The 15,432-nt window shown below is 72.7% G+C and carries 13 protein-coding genes; 8 read left to right on the plus strand and 5 right to left on the minus strand.

Annotated elements, in window-relative coordinates; all coding sequences use genetic code 11:
* Positions 1-35: 35 nt before the first annotated feature.
* Both MUB56_RS08855 and MUB56_RS08860 read right to left on the minus strand, forming a co-directional pair.
* A complete protein-coding gene (locus MUB56_RS08855) occupies positions 36-461 on the minus strand; it encodes a PPOX class F420-dependent oxidoreductase (protein ID WP_244931533.1) in 426 nt (141 codons plus the stop codon).
* Positions 462-522: 61 nt separating this feature from the next.
* Positions 523-2,217, minus strand: a complete 1,695-nt coding sequence (locus tag MUB56_RS08860) for a phospholipid carrier-dependent glycosyltransferase (protein WP_244931534.1) — start codon at positions 2,215-2,217, stop codon at positions 523-525.
* Between the two features lie 105 nt (positions 2,218-2,322).
* On the opposite strand from MUB56_RS08860, the gene rsmI reads away from it, so the two are divergent.
* Both rsmI and MUB56_RS08870 read left to right on the plus strand, forming a co-directional pair.
* Positions 2,323-3,168: a 16S rRNA (cytidine(1402)-2'-O)-methyltransferase gene (gene rsmI / locus MUB56_RS08865; protein WP_244931535.1), complete on the plus strand. Its 846-nt coding sequence runs from the start codon at positions 2,323-2,325 to the stop codon at positions 3,166-3,168.
* Positions 3,165-4,013, plus strand: coding sequence for an alpha/beta fold hydrolase (locus MUB56_RS08870; RefSeq protein WP_244931536.1), 849 nt, complete (start codon positions 3,165-3,167; stop codon positions 4,011-4,013). Before rsmI ends, MUB56_RS08870 begins: the two co-directional genes overlap by 4 nt.
* Before the next feature lie 128 nt (positions 4,014-4,141).
* Here the strand turns inward: MUB56_RS08870 and MUB56_RS08875 are convergent, their stop codons facing one another.
* Positions 4,142-6,052: a clostripain-related cysteine peptidase gene (locus tag MUB56_RS08875; protein ID WP_244931537.1), complete on the minus strand. Its 1,911-nt coding sequence runs from the start codon at positions 6,050-6,052 to the stop codon at positions 4,142-4,144.
* Positions 6,053-6,135: 83 nt separating this feature from the next.
* Between MUB56_RS08875 and MUB56_RS08880 the strand changes: the two genes are divergently transcribed.
* From MUB56_RS08880 to MUB56_RS08905, 5 genes are all read left to right on the plus strand, one after another.
* Positions 6,136-6,981 (plus strand): TatD family hydrolase, encoded by an 846-nt coding sequence (locus tag MUB56_RS08880; protein ID WP_244931538.1) that lies wholly within the window; start codon positions 6,136-6,138, stop codon positions 6,979-6,981.
* A 233-nt stretch (positions 6,982-7,214) separates the two neighbouring features.
* Positions 7,215-8,393: a resuscitation-promoting factor gene (locus tag MUB56_RS25900; protein WP_280637386.1), complete on the plus strand. Its 1,179-nt coding sequence runs from the start codon at positions 7,215-7,217 to the stop codon at positions 8,391-8,393.
* A 31-nt stretch (positions 8,394-8,424) separates the two neighbouring features.
* A complete protein-coding gene (rsmA, locus tag MUB56_RS08895) occupies positions 8,425-9,309 on the plus strand; it encodes a 16S rRNA (adenine(1518)-N(6)/adenine(1519)-N(6))-dimethyltransferase RsmA (protein ID WP_244931539.1) in 885 nt (294 codons plus the stop codon).
* Between the two features lie 52 nt (positions 9,310-9,361).
* Positions 9,362-10,273: a 4-(cytidine 5'-diphospho)-2-C-methyl-D-erythritol kinase gene (locus tag MUB56_RS08900; protein WP_244931540.1), complete on the plus strand. Its 912-nt coding sequence runs from the start codon at positions 9,362-9,364 to the stop codon at positions 10,271-10,273.
* Positions 10,266-12,056: an ABC-F family ATP-binding cassette domain-containing protein gene (locus MUB56_RS08905; RefSeq protein ID WP_244931541.1), complete on the plus strand. Its 1,791-nt coding sequence runs from the start codon at positions 10,266-10,268 to the stop codon at positions 12,054-12,056. The genes MUB56_RS08900 and MUB56_RS08905 overlap by 8 nt, the downstream gene beginning before the upstream one ends.
* A gap of 102 nt (positions 12,057-12,158) precedes the next feature.
* Here MUB56_RS08905 and MUB56_RS08910 read toward each other — a convergent pair whose 3' ends face one another.
* Both MUB56_RS08910 and MUB56_RS08920 read right to left on the minus strand, forming a co-directional pair.
* Positions 12,159-13,736 carry a heme peroxidase family protein gene (locus MUB56_RS08910; protein ID WP_280637387.1) on the minus strand — a complete coding sequence of 526 codons (1,578 nt, stop codon included), beginning with the start codon at positions 13,734-13,736 and terminating at the stop codon, positions 12,159-12,161.
* Between the two features lie 255 nt (positions 13,737-13,991).
* Entirely contained in the window at positions 13,992-14,507 is a 516-nt protein-coding gene (locus MUB56_RS08920; RefSeq protein WP_244931542.1) for a MarR family transcriptional regulator, read from the minus strand.
* A gap of 93 nt (positions 14,508-14,600) precedes the next feature.
* Between MUB56_RS08920 and MUB56_RS08925 the strand changes: the two genes are divergently transcribed.
* Positions 14,601-15,374 (plus strand): trans-aconitate 2-methyltransferase, encoded by a 774-nt coding sequence (locus MUB56_RS08925; RefSeq protein ID WP_244932372.1) that lies wholly within the window; start codon positions 14,601-14,603, stop codon positions 15,372-15,374.
* The last annotated feature ends 58 nt before the right edge of the window (positions 15,375-15,432 follow it).

Genomic DNA, 15,432 nt, shown 5'->3' on the forward strand with positions numbered 1-15,432 from the left:
CAGCAACTACTGCCGACTCGGCGATGTCGTCCCGTTCAGGCGGGTGGGTCGGTGCGGAGCAGACCCGGCCCGAAGACGAACCGGACCACCTCGACCCGGATCGCGACCCGGGTGGGGTTCTCGCTCGGCTGGCGGTAGCGGCCGGCGTACCGCTCGACGGCGCGGGCGACGGTCTCCGCGTCGTCGTGGAGGGTGCCGCCGCCCTCGATCGTCGACCAGCGGCCGCCGTCGACCTGGCAGATCGAGAGCAACGGGTTGTCCTCGAGGTTGCGCACCTTCCGGGATCCCGCGCGGGTGATCACCCAGGCACAGCCGCGCTCGGGGTCGATCGCCGCGCCGACGGGTACGACGTGGGGGCGTCCGTCGGGCCGCAGTGTGGTGAGGGTGCACAGGTGCCGCTCGGTCCAGAAGTCCTGCAGGGGCTGCGGAAGGGCGTCCCACCCGGGGGCGAAGCTGGTCACGCAGCGAGCGTAGGGCCTCGCTGCCGCGCGACGAGCAGGATCTACGCAACGACCCGCGGCACTAGATCCAGCGGGAGAACCAGACCCGGTTGAGCCACTCGGCGTGGGTCAGCAGCCCGTTGGTGAAGATCGGCCAGAACCACGCGAAGTTCAGCAGGGTCAGCACCACGAACGAGCCCGAGACGATCACGCCGAGGGTACGACGAGCCGTCGGCTCCCGGTCGGGCCCGATCAGCCGGCCCATGGTGAGGGTCAGCGCGAGGACGACGAACGGCAGCGTCATGACCATGTAGAACAGGAAGATCGGACGGTCGTCGTACAGCAGCCAGGGCAGCCACGTCGACGCGGTGCCGACCACGGCGACCCCGAAGCGCCAGTCCCGCTGGCCGACCCACGCCACGACCGCGAAGAGCAGCGCGAGGATGCCGCCCCACCAGATCGTGGGGGTGCCGATCAGCAGCACCTGCCGCAGGCAGTCGCTGCCGGCGGGAGCGTCGCAGCCGCGGGTGCCGGGCTGGATGTCGGTGTCGGCGGCGACCCCGACCGGGCGGTTGAGCAGCAGCCACCCCGACGGCTTCGAGGCGTAGGTGTGGCTGCTGCAGTTCAGGAAGTGGGTGTGGAAGACGTAGACGTCGTGGTGGTAGCTCCACAGCGAGCGCAGCGACTGACCGAGCTCGGCGATCCCGCGTGCGTCCGGCTCGGCCGCCGAGGGCCACTGCTCGCCGTCCTTCTTCTCGTCGACCAGGAATTCCTCGCCGTCGCAGTGGCCGCTGACGAACGTCGTGTACTGCGTGGTGGAGAGGTGCTCCTCGTACTCGTCCGCATGCACCAGCCAGCCGGTCCAGGTCGCGACGTAGACGACGAGGCCGACCACGACGAGGTAGCCGAAGGCCGGCAGCCCGTCCACCACGGCGGAGCGGAGCACCGGCCAGCGCACGCCGAAGGACCGGCGCGCGCCGGCGCTCCACAGCCAGACCAGGATCCCGAACGCCGCGAGCGGGTAGAGCGCCGTCCACTTGGTGCCGACCGCCAGGCCGAAGCAGATGCCCCCGACCAGCAGCCACGGCCGCCACAGCAGCGCCCGCACCGGCCCCCAGCCGGAGGTGACCTGCTCGGTGAGCTCGCGGGCCAGCCGCGCGCGGAACCAGTCCCGGTCGTTGACCAGGCAGGTGACCGCGCACAGCGTGAAGAAGGCCAGGAAGATGTCGAGCAGGGCCAGCCGGGACAGCACGAAGTGCAGGCCGTCGAGGCTGAGCAGCAGCCCGGCCGTGCAGCCCAGCAGGGTCGAGCCGGTCATCCGGCGGACCAGCCGGCACATCACCAGCACCATCAGCGCACCCACGACGGCGGCGGAGACCCGCCAACCGAACGGGTCCATGCCGAACGCCTTCTCGCCGAGGGCGATCAGCCACTTCCCGACCTCGGGGTGCACGACCATCGAGGGGTCGCCGTTCCACTGACCGGTGGTCTGCCCGGCGAGGATCTGGTCGTTGGCATCGTCGGCGTACGACTGGACGTAGCCGTGGTGCAGCAGCGACCAGGCGTCCTTGGCGTAGTAGGTCTCGTCGAACTCGAACTCGCGCGGCGAGCCCAGCTTCCACAGCCGCAGGAACAGCGCCAGCAGCGCCACCCCGATGCTCGCCGACCAGCCGATCAGCGGGTCCTCGCTCCCCATCCGCGCCCGCGCCCGCTGCCACGCCGTCGGTACGACGAGCCCGGCGCGCTCCTGCGCGGCGGGCTGCGTGGTCGTCGGCACGCGCGAACTCTACGTGGAACCGGCAACGCCGAGCCGGCACGAGTTCGGTGCCGACCCGGCGCGAACTCGCGCCGGCTCAGCGAGGGGCTGGGAGCGGCACCTGACATGATCGAGCGCATGACTGGCGTCCTGGTGCTCGCGGCGACGCCGATCGGACGGGTGGCCGACGCGCCGCCCCGGCTGGCCGACGAGCTCGCCACCGCCGACGTAGTCGCCGCCGAGGACACCCGGCGGCTCAAGCGGCTGACCACCGACCTCGGCGTGAGCGTGACCGGGCGGATCGTGTCGTACTTCGAGGGCAACGAGGCGGCCCGAACCCCCGTGCTGCTGGAGGCCCTGCTCGCCGGCGAGCGGGTGCTGCTGGTGACCGACGCGGGGATGCCGAGCGTGTCCGACCCCGGCTACCGGCTGGTGGCGGCGGCCGTCGAGCACGACGTCCTCGTCACGGCGGTCCCCGGACCCAGCGCGGTGCTGACCGCCCTGGCCGTGAGCGGGCTGCCGGTCGACCGGTTCTGCTTCGAGGGCTTCCTGCCCCGCAAGGCGGGGGAGCGGGCCCGGCGCCTGCAGGGGCTGGCCCGCGAGGAGCGGACGATGGTGTTCTTCGAGGCGCCGCACCGCACCGAGACGGCGCTGGCCGCGATGGCCGCGGCGTTCGGCGACGACCGGCCCGCCGCCGTCTGCCGCGAGCTGACCAAGACCCACGAGGAGGTACGACGCGGGCCGCTGGCCGAGCTGGTGTCGTGGGCCGCCGAGAGGGTACGGGGCGAGGTGACCATCGTCGTCGCGGGCGCGGTCCCCGGCGCCGAGATCGCCACCGATCCCGCCGGTCTGCGGGCCGCGGTGGCCGAGCGCGAGGAGGACGGGATGACCCGTAGGGAGTCCATCGCCGAGGTGGCCCGGCTGTCCGGGGTGCCCAAGCGCGAGGTCTACGACCTGGTGCACAAGTCGTGAGCCGGCTGACGTCGTACTCCCGCGAGGGCCTGGTCTTCGACGTCATCGACAGCGGTCCCGAGGACGGCACGCCGGTGGTGCTGCTGCACGGCTTCCCCGAACGGGCGACCTGCTGGCGCGAGGTGGCGCCGCTGCTGCACGCCCACGGGCTGCGCACCTACGCGCCCGACCAGCGCGGCTACTCCCCGGGCGCCCGGCCGAACGGCCGGTCGTCGTACACCGTGCCCGAGCTGGTCGCCGACGTCGTCGCGCTGATCGAGCGGATCGGCGGGCCGGTGCACCTGGTCGGTCACGACTGGGGCGCCAACGTCGGCTGGTCGCTCGCGGCCCGGCACCCGGAGCTGGTGGCCAGCTGGACGGCCGTCTCGGTCCCGCACCCCGCGGCGTTCGTGAAGGCGATCCGGACCACCCGGCAGGGCCTGCACAGCTGGTACATGGGCCTCTTCCAGCTCCCGTTCGTCGTCGAGGGCCTGGCCCGGTGGCCCGGCGGTCCGGTCGACCAGGGCCTGCGCAGCAGCGGCATGAGCAGCGCGGACGTGGCCCGCTTCCGCACCGAGATCGTGGAGTACGGCGCGCTGCCGGGCGCCCTGGGCTGGTACCGCGCCCTCCCGCTCAGCCGCGGTCGCGGCATGGGCGGCCGGGTCCGGGTGCCGACCACCCTGGTGTGGAGCACCCGCGACACCGCGATCGTCCGGTCCGGGGTCGACGGGTGTGCCGAGTACGTCGAGGCGCCGTACGAGCTGGTCGTGCTCGAGGGCGTCAGTCACTGGATCCCCACCCACGCCCCCGCGCCACTGGCCGAGGCGATCCTCGCCCGGATCGCCTCGGCCCCTGACGCTGGTTGAGGTGCGAAGCCGCGCTAGCGGGTGAGCCTCGAAACCCGGTGGGTCGACGGACGGCCTCGATCGGGGCCGACTCCCGGCAAGACGGGTTTCGAGGCTCGCTCCGCTCGCACCTCAACCACCGTAGGGGCCTACGGCACGTCGGCCGTGCCGCTGATCGTGGTCGAGTTGTCACCGAAGTCGGTGACGGTCAGGTCGAGCTGGACCACGCTGCCCGACGGCAGCGGCTCGAGGTCGTAGGTGAGGTTCTCCAGGTCGGCGTAGAGCCCGGTGTCGGAGGTGGCGGTCCACTCCTGGGTGCCGTCGGGGGCCACGTCCAGCGTCTCGGGGACGATGATCCCCGCCGGGTCGGCGTTCAGCTCGCCGTACCCGCCGCTCTCCTCGTCGTAGACGTAGTACTGCTCGCTGACGATGTCGCCGCTCTCGGCGTCCAGCACGAGCGAGAGCAGCACGTCCTGGTAGGTCTCGCCGTCCACGTCCTCGGGCGCGTAGTAGGCCATCGGCACGTCCATGCTGATCACCTCGTCGCCCTCCTGGTAGCCCAGTGCGAGATAGGCGTACGACGTGTCCTCGCCGTCGCTGACCGTCAGCGCGGTCAGGTCGTAGTAGCCGGACGCCACCGGGGCGCCCTCCTCGCCGATGACCGCCGACTGCTCGCCGAGGTAGGTCAGTGTGCCGTCCTCGCCGACCAGCGCGTAGCTCATCGACGCGCCGGTCAGGTTGCCCTCGCCGACCTCGTCGTAGACGCCGGTGATCGAGTAGCCCTCGCCGTCGTACTCGATCTCGGCGCCGCTGCCGTCGTCGACGAACTCCGGCTGCTCCTCCTCCGGGATGCTCGTGCCGGCGTCGTAGTAGGAGATGAGGAAGTCGGTCCAGGTCGCGGCGCTGGCGACCTCGGTGTAGGCGCCGTCGGAGAGCTCCTGGGTCGGCGGGAAGTAGATGGACAGGCCGGTGGCGCCGTTGGTCGCCTGGCCGGCCACGGAGTCGACGACGGCGTCGTTGATCGCCCGGACGAGGTTGTCGGCCTGGTCGGAGACGTCGAGCGCCTCGACGCCGATGGTGGACGCGAGCATGCCGAGGTCCTTCATCTGGCTGTCCTCGTCCGGGTTGGGGCTGCGCGCGAACCCGAGTGTCGACTCTCCGGCCCGGCCCACCGCCGGTGCGACGGTCGCGACCCGCTCGGCAAGCGCGCCGCTGAACTCCCCGAGCGCCTCGTCGACGGCGTCCATCCGGGTCAGGTCGATCATCGAGAGCGTGATGGAGTCCCCGGTGCCGGACTCGGCCGCCTGGGCCTCGAAGCCGTCGACGATGGCGGAGCCGAAGTCGTCGGCGGTGGCGCGCTCGTCGTCCGCGAGCACCTGCAGCGCGCGGTAGTCCCAGCCGTGGCCGGGCTCCAGCTCCTGCGAGGCGACCAGCCGGTCGGCGAGCGGCGCGACCGCGCTGGCGACCTCGTAGCTGCCCATTAGGCAGGCGTCGAAGCCGAGCAGGTCGAGCTTGTCGACGCCGGCCTCCTCTAGGCCCGCCGAGACGCCCTCGACGATCTGGGCGAGGTCGAGCACGTCGCCCTCGGAGCCCTCGTCGGGACCGACGCCCGGCCAGGACGCGCCGTGGTCGGAGATGATCAGCGCGTAGTGTCCCGCCGGGTGCGCCGCGATGCCCTCGGCGACGAACGACGCGAGCACGGTGGGGTCGGCGGAGTTCACGTCGCCGAGGTCCTCGACCAGCTCGGCCGAGCCGGGATCGATGTCGAGGACGCGGGCGCCCACCCAGGAGCCCTGGTCGAGCAGCTCGTCGTCGCCGTACTCCGCGGAGCGGTCCATGAACTCGCGGACCTGCAGGGAACCGGTCGAGCCGACCTCGCCGATCTCGTTGACGTCGGCGACCATGAACGGCTCGAGGTTGGTGTCGGCCATCGAGTAGTGCAGGACGGTCCACCCGCCCCCGGGCTCGTCGGGCTCGTCGGAGTCGGCGGTGCCGGAACAGCCGGCGAGGAGGAGAGTCAGCGCGGTCAGCGCGACTGCGGTGGTACGGCGATTGATCACAGGCCATGGTCGTCGCCGGGGATGCCCGGCGGAGGAGAACGGGCCGACGGCGCGCACTGGTCTGGTCCTGGGAGGATCGTCCGGTGAGCACCGAGCGTCCCCCTGTCCCCGAGCCGTTGCCGCTGCCGGTGGTCGACAACCACTGCCACCTCGACATCGCCCGGCACGGGGACGACGACCCGCTGGTCGTCGAGGAGGCGCTCGCCCTCGCCGCGTCCGTCGGCGTGGCGCGGATCGTGCAGATCGGCTGCGACCTCCCGGGAGCGCGGTGGGCCGTCCGGGCCGCGGAGACGTACGACGCGCTGGTGGCCGGTGTCGCGCTGCACCCCAACGAGGCACCCCGGCTGGTCGAGCAGGGGGTCGACCTCGACGCAGCGATGGCCGAGATCGAGGCGCTGGCCGGCGCGCACGACAAGGTGCGCGCGGTGGGGGAGACCGGCCTCGACCACTTCCGCACCGGCGAGGAGGGCCGGGCCGTGCAGGTGGAGTCGTTCCGTCGCCACATCGACCTCGCGAAGCGGCTCGACAAGACCCTGGTCATCCACGACCGCGACGCCCACGACGAGGTGCTCCGGGTCCTCGACGAGGAGGGCGCGCCCGAGCGCTGGGTGATGCACTGCTTCTCCGGCGACGCGGACTTCGCGCGGGCCTGCCTGGACCGCGGCGCCCACCTCAGCTTCGCCGGCACGGTCACGTTCAAGAACGCCCAGCCGCTGCGCGACGCGCTGCTGGTGACCCCGCTGGACCGGGTCCTGGTGGAGACCGACGCGCCGTACCTCACCCCCACCCCGCACCGCGGCCGCAGCAACGCGTCGTACCTCGTCCCCTTGACGGTGCGGGTCATGGCGGAGGTTCGAGGCGAGGACCTGGAGACCCTCTGCGCGGCCCTCGACAGCACCACCGAACGGGCCTTCGGCGGGGCCTGGTGACACCGGTGCAACTACGTGTCGGTGCCCACAGGGTGGGTCGAGGGTTTGATTTTCGGTGGCCGCCACTGTTCTTCTGGACGAACAGAAGGCCGGGATCGGGACAGATCTAGCCAGCGAAGCGGGGCCTCCACGGCCCGAGCAGCACCTTCCCGCGAGTCACCTCACCCCCAGGGCGAGGGCGTGCGCGCGGGCGCTGGCACCCCGAGGACCGGGACGCACGACATTGGAGAAGTGTGGCTTCGACGCCCAGCAGCCCCAGCACGACCCACCGCCTGCGCGACGCGCTCGCCCGACTCACCCGCAGCAGGATCGCCCTGGTGGCCCTGTCCTCCGTCGTGGTCCTCGCGGTCGCCGGAAGCGCGCTCGGCTACCGGGCGCTCAGCACGTCGGTGACCGTGACGGTCGACGGCAAGGACCGCGAGGTCAGCGCGATGGGCAGCACCGTCGGCGACGTGCTGGAGTCCGAGGGGATCGAGGTCGGCGAGCACGACCTGGTCGCCCCCGACCTCGACGAGACCATCGACGAGGGCAGCCGGATCAACGTGAAGTACGGCCGGCCGCTGACCCTGACGGTCGACGGCGACGAGCAGACCCACTGGGTCACTTCCACCGAGGTCTCCGACGCCCTCGGCGAGGTCGGCCAGACGTACGGCGACGCGCGCCTGTCCAGCAGCCGAAGCGCGACCATCGGCCGCGGCGGCATCGAGGTCGACGTGGTCACCCCCAAGACCGTGCAGGTCAAGATCGGGGACCGGAAGGCGCGCGAGCGCACGGTCCTGGCGCTGACTGTCGGGGAGGCCCTCCAGCAGCTCGGCGTCGAGGTCGAGAAGCACGATCGCATCAAGCCCGCGGTCGACCAGGAGCTGCAGGACGGCGACAAGGTGGTCTTCACCGACGTCCGGGTCGTTACCCGCAAGGTGGCGGGCGAGGCGCTGGGGCACGACTCCGTGGAGCGCGAGGACGACTCGGCGTTCGAGGGCGAGGAGACGTTGGTCCGTGAGGGCCGCGACGGCGCCCGCGACGTCGTCTACAAGCTGGTCTTCCGCAACGGCGAGCTCACCGACCGCAAGGTGGTCCGCCAGCGCGTGCTGCGCGAGCCCGTCAACGAGGTCGTCGAGGTCGGCACCAAGGAGAAGCCCGAGCCGGCCGCGCCCGACTTCTCCGGTGGCGGCACGGTCTGGGACCGGCTCGCGCAGTGCGAGTCCGGCGGCAACTGGGCGATCAACACCGGCAACGGCTACTACGGGGGCCTGCAGTTCAACCTCGGCACCTGGCAGTCCAACGGTGGCTCCGGCCTGCCCAGCAACGCCAGCCGCGAGACGCAGATCGCGATCGCGACCAAGCTCCGCGACGCCGCCGGCGGCTACGGCCCCTGGCCGGGCTGCGCCGCCAAGCTCGGCCTGCCGCGCTAGAGGACACCCCCTGCCGACTAGCCTTCACCGCATGTCCACTTCCGCCGGTCCCCGTCTGCTGGGGCCGGCGGAGGTGCGTCAGCTCGCCGCCGAGCTCGACCTGCGCCCCACCAAGCAGCGCGGTCAGAACTTCGTCATCGACGCCAACACCGTCCGCCGGATCGTGCGCGAGTCGGGCATCGGTCCCACCGACGTCGTACTCGAGGTCGGACCGGGGCTGGGCTCGCTGACCCTGGCACTGCTGGAGGTCGCCGGGCGGGTGGTCGCGCTCGAGCTCGACGAGCTGCTGGCGGCCCGACTGCCCGCCACCATCGCCGAGTACGCCCCCGACCAGGCCGACCGCTTCGAGGTGGTGCTGGCGGACGCGATGCGGGTCGACGAGGTGCCGGGCCCGGCGCCGACGGCGCTGGTCGCCAACCTGCCCTACAACGTCTCCGTCCCGGTCCTGCTCCACCTGCTCGCGCTGCTGCCGTCGCTGGAGCGGGGCCTGGTGATGGTGCAGGCCGAGGTCGCCGACCGGCTCGCGGCCGCCCCCGGCTCCAAGGTGTACGGCGTCCCGTCGGTCAAGGCCGCCTGGTACGCCGACGTCCGCAAGGCCGGCGCCGTCGGGCGCAACGTGTTCTGGCCGGCCCCGAACGTCGACTCCGGCCTGGTCTCCTGGACCCGACGTGAGCCGCCGGAGACGTCCGCCACCCGGGAACAGGTCTTCGCCGTCGTCGACGCGGCGTTCGCCCACCGACGCAAGGCGCTGCGCGGGGTGCTGCGCGACCTCGCCGGCTCCTCGGAGGCCTCGGAGGCGGCGCTGCTCGCGGCCGGGGTGGACCCGATGGCCCGCGGCGAGGTGCTCGGCGTCGCGGAGTTCGTCCGGGTCACGGAGGCGCTGGCCGCTGCCGGTGCCTGGGAGGCCGGCCGATGAGCTCTCCCCACGACACCACTCGCTCCGCTCGCGCCTCCGCGGGGGCCCCGGCGTGACGACGCGGACCGTCCGGGCGCCCGCGAAGATCAACCTCCACCTCGGCGTCGGCGCCCCGCGCGAGGACGGCTACCACCCGCTGCTGACCGTCTACCAGGCCGTCGGGCTGCACGACGACCTCACGGCACGCGCGGCCGACACCTGGTCGGTCGAGGTCGAGGTGCCGGACTGGATGGGCGGCATCGCGCTGCCGACCGTCGAGGACAACATCGTCACCCGGGCCGCCGTACTGCTGGCGCGCCATCACGGCATCGAGCCGACCGGGTCGGTGCACGTCACCAAGTCGATCCCGGTCGCCGGCGGAATGGCCGGCGGCTCCGCCGACGCCGCGGCCGCGCTGGTCGCGCTGGACCGCCTCTGGGGTGTCGACACCTCTGACGACGACCTCCTGCGGATCGCCGGCGAGCTCGGCAGCGACGTCCCGTTCGCGCTGGTCGGCGGCTCGGCCCTCGGCACCGGCCGCGGGGAGCTGGTCGAGGCGCTCACCGACACCGGCACCTGGTGGTGGGTCGCCGTACCGTCGCTGGACGGGCTCTCCACGCCGGCCGTCTACCGCCACTTCGACGAGCTGCACCCCGACGCGCCGCCCGAGCCGCCGCCGGCCGACGAGCTGGTCGCCGCGCTCGCCGCGGGCGACCCGCACGCGCTCGCGGCCGCCCTGCACAACGACCTGCAGGCCCCCGCGATCGACCTGCGCCCCGAGCTCGGCGACCTGCTCGCCCGCGGCGAGGCCGAGGGCGCGCTGCGCGGCCTGATCTCGGGCTCCGGCCCGACCTGCGTCTTCCTGTGCGAGTCCGCCGACGCCGCCCGCGCGGTGGCCGGCGCCCTCGCCGACGACAACCCGCATCCCGTCGTACTGGTCGCCAACGGCGCCGTCGCGGGAGCCCACCTGGTGACTTATGGCTAATCTCCTGAACCTCGAGCGTGTGTCCAAGTCGTACGGCGTCCGACCGCTGCTGAACGACGTCTCCCTCGGCATCTCCGCTGGCGAGCGGATCGGCATCGTCGGCCGCAACGGCGACGGCAAGACCACGCTGCTGGAGGTGATGACGGGGCTCGAGGAGCCCGACACCGGCCGGGTCTCCCGCAGCCGCGGGTTGATCGTCGGCTACCTCCACCAGGGCGACGAGCTGGTCGACACCCACACCGTCCGTGAGGCGGTGCTGGGCGGCCGGGAGGACCACGAGTGGGCCGCCGACTCGCGCACCCGCGAGGTCGTGGAGGTGCTGCTGGCCGGCGTCGCGCTGGACCGGCCGGTCCTCGGCCTCTCCGGTGGCGAGCGCCGGCGCTGCTCGCTGGCCGCGCTGCTGCTCGGCGACCAGGACCTGCTGGTGCTCGACGAGCCGACCAACCACCTCGACGTCGAGGCGGTGGCCTGGCTCGCGCAGCACGTCGCGAACCGGTCCTCGGCCCTGGTCGTCGTCACCCACGACCGCTGGTTCCTCGACGAGGTCTGCCAGTGGACGTGGGAGGTCCACGACGGCACCGTCGACGTCTACGAGGGCGGGTACGCCGCGTTCGTGCTGGCCAAGGCGGAGCGGAGCCGGCAGGCGGCCTCCTCGGAGGTACGCCGGCAGAACCTGGTCCGCAAGGAGCTCGCCTGGCTGCGCCGCGGCGCCCCGGCGCGGACCTCGAAGCCCAAGTTCCGCATCGACGCCGCCAATGCGCTGATCGAGGACGTGCCCCCGCCGCGCGACCGGCTGGAGCTGCAGAAGTTCGCCACCCAGCGGCTCGGCAAGGACGTCCTCGACATGGAGGACGCCGACCTGGTGCGCGGCGACCGGGTGCTGCTGCGTCATGCGACCTGGCGGCTCGGCCCGGGCGACCGGGTCGGCATCGTCGGCGTCAACGGCGCGGGGAAGTCCTCGGTGCTGGGCCTGCTCTCCGGCACCCTGGCTCCCTCGGCCGGCCGGGTGCGCACCGGGCGCACCGTCAAGCTGCGCTCGCTCACCCAGCAGCTCGACGACCTCGACCCGGACGCCCGGGTGCTGCCGATGGTCGAGTCGGTACGTCGGGTCACCAAGGTCGCCGACGGCGAGATCACCGCCAGCGCGATGCTGGAGCGCTTCGGCTTCACCGGCGACCGGCTGACCGCCCGGATCGGCGACCTGTCCGGTGGCGAGCGGCGGCGCTTCCAGCTGCTCCTGCTGCTGCTCGACGAGCCCAACGTGCTGCTCCTCGACGAGCCGACCAACGACCTCGACATCGAGACGCTCAACGTCCTGGAGGACTTCCTCGACGGCTGGCCCGGCACCCTGATCGTGGTCTCCCACGACCGCTACTTCCTGGAGCGGGTCACCGACTCCACCTGGGCGCTGCTCGGCGACGGCCAGATCTCGATGCTGCCCCGCGGCGTCGACGAGTACCTCGAGCGCCGCGCCGCCAGCCTCCAGCACGCCGAGTCAGCACCAGTAGTGCTGACTCGGCCCGCTACTTCTGCTGACTCGGCGACACCCGGCAAGGCGCGGGCCGGGAGCGCGGAGGAGCGGACGGCGCGCAAGGCCCTGGCCCGCATCGACAAGCGGCTGGCCAAGATCGCCGCGCTTCAGGCGAGCCTGAACGAGCAGGTGCTCGCTCACGCCCACGACTACGAGCGGCTCGCCGAGATCAGCCGCGAGCTGGAGTCGCTGGCCACCGAGAAAGACGAGCTCGAGCTGGAGTGGCTCGCGGCGGCCGAGGTCGTCGAGTAGCGCACCCGAGCGGCACCGACCAGTCGTACCGGGCCGGCGCCGGGATGCAGTGACGAGGGGGCTGGCCCTCCCGTCCCGGTCCCGGTGCCGGCCTGAGGCCGATCAGGCGCCGGGACCACCGCCGGGCCCACCGCCGGGCCCACCGGGTCCACCCCCGGGAATCGTCGTGACCTCCAGCCCGTGGCCGGAGTGCGTGATCAGGTCGGGCATCGTGAAGGTCCCGGGTGTGGCGCCGAGGAACGGCTTCCAGTTGGGCGCCTTGCGCAGGTACGACGACGGGTCGCGGGAGAGCAGGCCGAGGAACACCTCGGCGACGATCCGACCCCCGACCGGGCCGAGGTGACGGCCGCCGGCACGCACGCTGGCCTCGCGCAGGATGTAGTACCAGAGCGGCGCGGGACCGTTGCCGGGCAGCCCGAGCTCGGCGTCGGTGAGCGCTGCCTCACCCATCGCGGCGGCGACGTCCTGACCCGACGGGAGCGCCAGGCGGGCCCCCCGGGTCAGGTTGCGGTCGACCAGCGACGGTCGGTCGCCGCCGATCTCCTTCGGCATGTTGGCCAGCGGGTTGGCGATCTTGGTGTCGATCAGCCGGGTCAGCTGCCGGGCGCCGTCGCCGGCGCCGTCGACCTCGAAGAACCGGCGCCACTCGATGGTCCAGAACGGCGGCAGGATGCGGAAGCCGCCGAAGTGGCCCAGCGGGTCGTCGTGGACGCTGCCCGGCTTGAACAGCGGGTTGCGGACCAGCGTGTTGAGCGCGTAGCCGCCGCGGATCTGGGAGTGGCCGAAGCGGTAGGCGGCGACGGAGAACTCCACCGGCATGTACGGCGCGGCCGACCGCGGCTCGTAGTGGCGGAGCCGGACCCGGGGGACCGGACCGGTCTCGTCGAGCACCGAGTCGAGCATCTCCTGGCCGACCGTGCGTCGCAGGAAGTCGTGGATCACCACCCACTGGTAGTGCCAGCGGACGATCCGCTGGGCCGTGTCGAAGGTGCTCTCGCTGCCCGTGCGCAGCGTCGGGTCGGCGCGGACGACCTCGACGACGCTGTTGTGGAACTTCAGCATGGTGAGCTGGAGCTGGCTGACGAAGGTGTTCTCGTCGTTGCGCGGGTCACCGAGCAGGGCGGTGCCCTGCGTGTTGCGGGGCAGGTCGTCCTCGTCGTCGTGGCGGCCGATGAGGAGCATGTCCTCGCGGCCGGGGTCCTTGTCGTAGAGGAACGCGTCGTCGTTGGGCCCGCGACCGTAGATGCAGTCGAGGTCGAAGCGCGGGGAGCGGAAGTTCGTGAGCGCGTCGGGGTCGTTCTGCCGGGTCAGGCTGGAGACCGGGTCGAAGGTCAGGTCGTGGTCGATGAACTGGCCGAGGTAGGTGTAGCCGGCCGGGATGTCGGGGTTGTCCAGCGCGGAGTCGGTGCCGGCGTCCCCTTCGAGCATCAGCTCGGCGACCGCCTTGATCCGCGCCGCGTCGGGGACGTACGGCGGCAGCCGGAACATGCGCCCGAACCGCCCCTCGAACAGCTGGGAGACCGGCAGGTAGGCCAGCCCGCGCTGCTCGTAGCCGTGGCCGCGGGCGGGCCGGTGCGGGGTGCCGAAGCCGCGCGAGGACGCGGCCTGGTTGACCAGCTGCTCGGGCGGCCGGCCGTCGGGGGACTCGGTGCTGGTGGACGTGCTGGGGGAGGTGGACATGGGGGTCTCCGGAGGATGGGGGGCGGAGTCTGGTCGGACCCGTCCGCCGAGGCGCACGGGCAGGGGACCCGGCACCGCGGAGGCGGTTCGTCAGGTCTCCCCATGAGGACGCCGAGGTCGTCCGTCGGACCCCGGGACATCGAGACCTCGCCATGCTGGTCCCGAGGACGTCCGGTTCGCATCACCCACCTTGGGGGTCTTGCGGTAGCCCGTGCGGGCTCTTCCCAGCGCTTCGTCCGGGCCGGGTCGGCGGTACTAGGACCGCGCGAACGGCACGAGCAGGGTCCGCAGCAGCCCGCCGAGCTGCTCGCGCTCGGACCCGCTGAGATCGGCGAGGAAGGTGCGCTCGGCGTCGAGGAGGGCCTCGAAGGCGCCGTCCACGGCGGTCTTGCCCTCGGCGGTCAGCCGGACGATGACCCCGCGCCGGTCGTCGGGGTCGGGGGAGCGCTCGACCAACCCCCGGGCGGCCAGCCGGTCGACCCGGTTGGTCATCGTCCCGCTGGTCACGAGCGTCTCGCGGAGCAGTCGGCCCGGCGAGAGCTCGTACGGCGCGCCCGCACGGCGCAGGGCCGCGAGCACGTCGAACTCCCAGGACTCGATGCCGTGCGCCGTGAAGGCCGCACGACGGGCCAGGTCCAGGTGACGGGCGAGCCGGCTGATCCGGCTGAAGACGGCGACGGGCGCCAGGTCGAGGTCGGAGCGCTCGCGCGCCCACGCCTCGACGAGCTCGTCGACCTCGTCCCGCTTGGGGTCCTGCCCGGAGCCCTGCATGGCGCCACCCTACCGGTTCATCGAGATTCTTGACATCGAGACAGTTCGGGCGCACGATGAAATGTCTTGACATCAAGAGACTCTGGAGTCGTGATGGCGCACACCTGGGACCCGGACCGCTACCTGACCTTCGCCGACGAGCGGGGCCGGCCGTTCGTCGAGCTGCTCGCCCGGGTGCCGGCGAGCGATCCCGAGCGGGTCGTGGACCTCGGGTGCGGGCCCGGCCATCTGACCGCGCTGCTCGCCGAGCGCTGGCCGCGCGCGTCGGTGACCGGATGGGACGCCAGCGCCGAGATGGTCGCCGCCGCGCGTCGCGACGTGCCAGGGATCGAGTTCGCGGTCGGCGACCTGCGGGACTGGCGGCCCGAGCAGCCCGACGGCGTCGACGTGCTGGTCTCCAACGCGACCCTGCAGTGGCTGCCCGATCACCTGGATGTGCTGCCCCGCCTGGTCGGTGCCGTGCGTCCCGGCGGCTGGCTCGCCTTCCAGGTCCCGGGCAACTTCGGCGAGCCGAGCCACACGCTGCGCACCGAGCTCGCGCAGGAGGCGGCGTACCGCGACCACACCCGCGGCGTCGCCGTGCCCGCCAGCCACGACCCGGTCGTCTACCTGGAGGCGCTGGCCGGCCTCGGCTGCGAGGTCGACGCCTGGGAGACGACGTACCTGCACCGGCTGAGCGGCCCCGATCCGGTCTTCACCTGGATCTCCGCGACCGGTGCGCGCCCGACCCTGCAGGCGCTGCCGGACGACCTGAGGCCGGCCTTCGAGGCGGAGCTGCGGCGGCGGCTCCGGGCGGTGTACCCCGAGCGGCCGTGGGGCGTCGTGCTGCCGTTCCGCCGGATCTTCGTGGTGGCGCGGGTCCCCTGACCGGACGACCGGTCCTGGGCGACCCCTCGAGAAAAGCGGGGGGAGCTCCTCCCGAGGG

Origin of the sequence: Nocardioides sp. W7, assembly GCF_022919075.1 — a bacterium.
In the GTDB taxonomy this organism is placed as follows: domain Bacteria; phylum Actinomycetota; class Actinomycetes; order Propionibacteriales; family Nocardioidaceae; genus Nocardioides.

Excerpts from the sequence above, each read along its gene's own strand:
- rsmI (WP_244931535.1), top strand. The coding sequence starts at position 2,323 with ATGATCGAGCGCATGACTGGCGTCCTGGTGCTCGCGGCGACGCCGATC.
- rsmA (WP_244931539.1), top strand. The coding sequence starts at position 8,425 with ATGTCCACTTCCGCCGGTCCCCGTCTGCTGGGGCCGGCGGAGGTGCGT.
- MUB56_RS08905 (WP_244931541.1), top strand. The coding sequence starts at position 10,266 with ATGGCTAATCTCCTGAACCTCGAGCGTGTGTCCAAGTCGTACGGCGTC.
- MUB56_RS08910 (WP_280637387.1), bottom strand. The coding sequence starts at position 13,736 with ATGTCCACCTCCCCCAGCACGTCCACCAGCACCGAGTCCCCCGACGGC.
- MUB56_RS08920 (WP_244931542.1), bottom strand. The coding sequence starts at position 14,507 with ATGCAGGGCTCCGGGCAGGACCCCAAGCGGGACGAGGTCGACGAGCTC.
- MUB56_RS08925 (WP_244932372.1), top strand. The coding sequence starts at position 14,601 with ATGGCGCACACCTGGGACCCGGACCGCTACCTGACCTTCGCCGACGAG.